The sequence below is a fragment of the Psychrobacter sp. genome (assembly GCF_030457785.1).
Classification (GTDB): Bacteria; Pseudomonadota; Gammaproteobacteria; order Pseudomonadales; family Moraxellaceae; genus Psychrobacter.
The window spans coordinates 1-4,644 of sequence record NZ_JAKDUI010000212.1 but is presented as its reverse complement, the minus strand read 5'-3'; the positions used below and the strand labels follow the sequence as shown (position 1 = coordinate 4,644).

The window sequence follows — 4,644 nt, the reverse complement described above, 5'->3', positions numbered from 1 at the left end:
ACAAGATGCTGCCCAACCAATCCTGTCGCACCAATCACAATTGCTTTTCGCTGCATACCTTATCCATTTATATCATATTAAAAAAAACTAATAGTAAAAGAAACTGTCTATACCTGACTTCTGTCTTGGAACTGACTTATAACTGAAGCCAGCTATATTATTGCCTATTGCTCAATTGTCGTAGCCAATATAGCGAATAATTCAAAGAATTATACCAAAATAATTGTAAGCGATTTTATCAACTATTGGCTTAAATAGGAGACCTATAGTGTCTTAGATACATCAATACACACAAAAGCCATCAACCAGCATCACTTCTTTGAGCATTAACCATCAAATATATTGTCCTAAGCGCAATAATTTGCTAAGATAACCCGCTTTACAGGTCAAGACTGTTTAATTATTCCAAATCGTCCTGACGCTTGCGATGTCGCATTAATATTGGTTCATCTAGTATTAGAAGACATCGACATCATATTTGACGAGACGGCTGCTCGTCACCGATGATTGTTAAACCCATTATTGCAATCAACATTCATATTTTTATCTGTCTTTATCAAGGAGATACGCGTGGCTAATACTGCACAAGCTCGTAAACGCGCCCGTCAAAACACCAAACGTCGTCAGAACTCTGCGTCACAACGCTCTATGGTTCGTACTTACTTAAAACGTGTTGATGCGGCTATCGCAGCAAATGATTATGATGCAGCGACTGTTGCATACAAAAAAGCGGTTCCAGTTATTGATCGTATGGCTGACAAGGGTATTATTCATAAGAATAAAGCTGCTCGTCGTAAGAGCCGCCTAAACAAAGCAATCAAAGGCCTACAAGCTTAAGATTGATAGCGTTTAGACCGCATCTCGCCTCTAGCGCGTGATGAATGAAGCCTTGTTACTGGTTTGAACACTAGGACAAGGCTTTTTTATGCCTGTTGCATTTTTTATGCTTGCTTCATCTGCTTGTCTCATATGCTTGTTGCAATAGTAAAGACCATTACTCCGGAGACAACTAAGCACTGTAGATTAGAGAATCTGTAGATTAGATACTACCGCCACTTCACATCAGGTGGTAACAATAGCTTATCGGTAGGAAATCCAGACGCACGATAGCCCTCTAGCAAATCGCTGACTGGTCGAATATATATCTCGCCCCGCCAAATAAAATGCGCGTTCGCCTGCTCAAAGGGATTGTCGTCAAACCACAAAAAGACCCCTTCCATCATTTTTGGCCAGTCATTCCAGTCAATGTCAATGATATCAAACATCACAGCCAAAAAAGCTGACAACAGCGTATCGTGACTAACAGCAAGCATTAAATGACCTTGCTGGGGTTGATTCTGATAAAACAAGGACAAAATATCGATGCCGCCTTGATAGCAATTCTTGGTACCTTCAAGATTGCCTCGCAAGAAGCGGTTGATAAAGTTTAGAACACCAATCTCTTTAAATATAGGGTTGGCTATCTCTGGCTCAGTAACTAAGCTACCTGGTTCAACTAACAATGATTGATGGGCAACATCACGTCGCAATCCTGCTCCTGCTTGCATCAAATGTGCAGTATCAATACAGCGACTGATCGGACTAGAGATGCTATCAACATCGAGCGAATACGGCAGATGTCCTGCCAACCAACGACCCCAAGATTGCGCCAATACACGACCTTTAGGTGTCAATGGTAACTGTTCACTAGCAAAGCCGTTACCATCTGAACGTTCGCGTAAAGAATGACGAGTAAATAAAATCAGCCGCTTATTATCAGGCAATAAGCTCACTGAGGAAATCATACTTTCAGGCAGGTGTGACGGTGCAGGTGCAGTGGGTATGTGACTTGCCAACTTTTCAGTAGATTGTTTAGATGGGTCGTTTGTTTGATGTTTGCTCATGCTGACAAGCGTATCAGATTTTTTGCTAGGAATGAACAAAATATAAATTAAATTGCAATATAGGCTACGGCTATATATGCAACTTTAGCGATTACTAAATCTTAATCTAGCTCGATTACTCTGTCCCATGCAAAGGCAATATCCGTACTGCTTACTTCATTAGGATATGCGCGCGGATTTACGATCACTCGCGTATTACCGATACGGTAATCAAAGGCTTCATGCGTATGGCCGTGTATCCAAAGAGTGGGCGCCCAGCTTTCATGCATCCAACCTGACAAATCACTAACAAAAGCAGCGTTGCTCGGCAGTTCGGCATACTTCTCCGATACCGATAAAGGGCTAACGCTATGATGACTCATTACAATGGTTTTTTTCCCCAGCGCCTTAGCTGTCATCAACGCCTGCCGCAACCACTGACGCTGTTCAGCATGAATTTGCTTTGATACTTCTGGAGAAAAAAACTCTCTACCAGCATAAATTTGCTTATAGTCACGCATGAGTGCCTGAGCAGCCACCATCGTCTCCTCATTGGCTTGATATTGATAATCTGTCCATAGGGTGCAGCCTAAAATACGCACATCGCCTATATCAAAACACTGACACTGCAGCACTCTCAAGCCTTGCTGTAAGTTAGTGTTGTAATTATCCCAAGTGGCCAATGTTTTATCAAAATGCAGTACATCTTCGTTGAAATACTCATGATTTCCCGCGATCGTAATCAGAGGCACTTGTAAACGAGCAGCTTGTTCTTGTAGCCATGGCATACCCCTATCGCTATTAGCCGTATCTCCAGCCACTAATACTAGGTCTGCATCAGTTTTAGGAATATGGCCTATAGGATGTGACTGACGTGCGTAACTATCAATATGTAAGTCACTTAATATCTGTAATTTCATATCGTCCAATATTATTTAATAATTGCATGGAATACATCCATCAGTATAACGACTTTTTAGCTGCTGATAAAACCAGAAAAGACAGCGTTGTAAGCTGTCTTTTCTATTATGCCATCTTACTCACTTCAGATGCTGTTAAGTATCGTTTGCAGTTTAACAGCAGGATCTAATGACTGGGTGATTGAACGACCAATCACTAAATAATCAGAGCCATCATATAACGCCTGTTTCGGCGTACAAATGCGCTTTTGGTCGTCAGAGCTGTCTTCCGGTAAGCGAATACCAGGCGTTATTAACTTAAAATCCTGACCACACAATGCTTTGAGTGTTTTTGCTTCTTGTGCTGAGCATACAACGCCATCCAAGCCTGACTGCTTGGTTAACTGTGCTAAACGGCCCACTTGTGCGTCTAGGCCATCAGTGATACCTGTCTGTATCAAGGACTGATTATCCATAGAGGTTAGCACGGTAACAGCGATTAATAGCGTTTCAAAATCACCATCAACCAAGCGCTGTTTTGCTAATGACATGGCCTCTAATCCTGCGCTAGCATGGACATTAACCATCCATACACCAAGCTCAGCCGCCGCTATGACGGCCTGTGCCGTGGTATTTGGGATATCATGAAACTTAAGATCTAAAAATACCTGAAATTGGCGTTGATGTAATGCTTTGACTATCTCAGGTCCACAACGGGTGAAAAGCTCTTTACCCACTTTTAATCGGCAGAGCGTTGGATCTAGCTGGTCCGCTAACGCTAGCGCTGCATCCAGAGTCATATTATCTAACGCAACAATGACTGGGGAGTTAACTATATCATTCATGGTTTTGCCATATTAGTATCGAGATTATTAACATACTGTAAGCCATAAAGCCTTGTGTGCTCCATAGCTACAGTCTATAAACTACTTAATGAGCGTCGTGCCTTTATCCGCACTTCCTTTCTGCACATTGGCTGTTTTAGTTCCATCAACCGTACCCGTTGCCGCAGGTGCGTTTGCTTGACGGTCGATAACAATATTGGCTTGCGTCAACTGATCTTGTAGATCAGCATTTGCCTTTTGTAGACGTGAGATTTCCCATTTATTCTGCAAAACACGGAAAATGAGTAATGCTAATAAAATACCAATGACGATACCAAGTATCATGCATAGTATGAGCATCAGTCCTAAGTTCATTGTAGGTGCTTGAGAAAACAATAAATTTACACCAACTTCCGTGTTGTTAGTCAACACCAACCCAAGTGCATAAGCGAAGCTTACGAATAGCAAAATTAATAATAAAACTCGCATGGGACATGTACCTCGGTTTGAAATGTCGTTTATCTTGTAAATGGTATTTTATGATAGGAATAAAAAAACGTGCTTTTTAAAAACCTGTTCTCAACTAGCTATGTATGGCTCAGTGACCACAGTTAACCTCTCATCACCGTATCGTTGACGGCTTCTCGTAAGGCTTTACCTGGTTTGAAATGCGGGATGGCTTTAGCAGGGACTGGTACGCTCTCTCCTGTTTTGGGATTACGCCCCATACGAGCATGGCGATGATGTAAACAGAAGCTTCCAAAACCACGAACCTCTACTCGACCATCATTGGCCAAAGTATGAGTCATCAAGTTTAATATTTCTCGCACTGCATCATCGACCACTGTATCAGTCAAATTGTCACAGTTCGTACTTAAATTACTAATGAATTCAGACTTATTTATTGCTTGCTGCATTATTACACTGACCTTGTTAACTGATGAATCAGATGTCGTGAATCAAATGCTATTTATGACAGTTTCATATAAAAGCAAAACATATGATAATGCTTGTGTCGCTACTATAGCAAAGTTGTGACTCACGCCTCTCAATGTAGCA

6 protein-coding genes are annotated in these 4,644 nt (G+C 41.6%); 1 reads left to right on the top strand and 5 read right to left on the bottom strand.

Annotated features, from left to right (window positions below; translation table 11 throughout):
* Positions 1-570: 570 nt before the first annotated feature.
* Complete coding sequence (gene rpsT, locus L0J61_RS09445) at positions 571-837, top strand: 30S ribosomal protein S20 (RefSeq protein WP_301466197.1); 267 nt, start codon at positions 571-573, stop codon at positions 835-837.
* 209 nt (positions 838-1,046) lie between these two features.
* On the opposite strand, the gene L0J61_RS09440 is transcribed toward rpsT, so the two are convergent.
* The 5 genes from L0J61_RS09440 to L0J61_RS09420 all read right to left on the bottom strand — a co-directional run bounded on the left by L0J61_RS09440 (position 1,047) and on the right by L0J61_RS09420 (position 4,502).
* Entirely contained in the window at positions 1,047-1,883 is an 837-nt protein-coding gene (locus tag L0J61_RS09440) for a histidine phosphatase family protein (RefSeq protein WP_301466196.1), read from the bottom strand.
* 101 nt (positions 1,884-1,984) lie between these two features.
* Positions 1,985-2,782: a metallophosphoesterase gene (locus L0J61_RS09435; RefSeq protein ID WP_301466195.1), complete on the bottom strand. Its 798-nt coding sequence runs from the start codon at positions 2,780-2,782 to the stop codon at positions 1,985-1,987.
* A gap of 125 nt (positions 2,783-2,907) precedes the next feature.
* Positions 2,908-3,606: an orotidine-5'-phosphate decarboxylase gene (gene pyrF, locus L0J61_RS09430; protein WP_301466194.1), complete on the bottom strand. Its 699-nt coding sequence runs from the start codon at positions 3,604-3,606 to the stop codon at positions 2,908-2,910.
* A gap of 81 nt (positions 3,607-3,687) precedes the next feature.
* The gene (locus L0J61_RS09425) at positions 3,688-4,074 is read right to left on the bottom strand and encodes a LapA family protein (protein WP_301466193.1); all 387 of its coding nucleotides are present in this window, start codon (positions 4,072-4,074) and stop codon (positions 3,688-3,690) included.
* Between the two features lie 122 nt (positions 4,075-4,196).
* Positions 4,197-4,502, bottom strand: coding sequence for an integration host factor subunit beta (locus tag L0J61_RS09420; protein ID WP_301466192.1), 306 nt, complete (start codon positions 4,500-4,502; stop codon positions 4,197-4,199).
* Positions 4,503-4,644 lie beyond the last annotated feature (142 nt).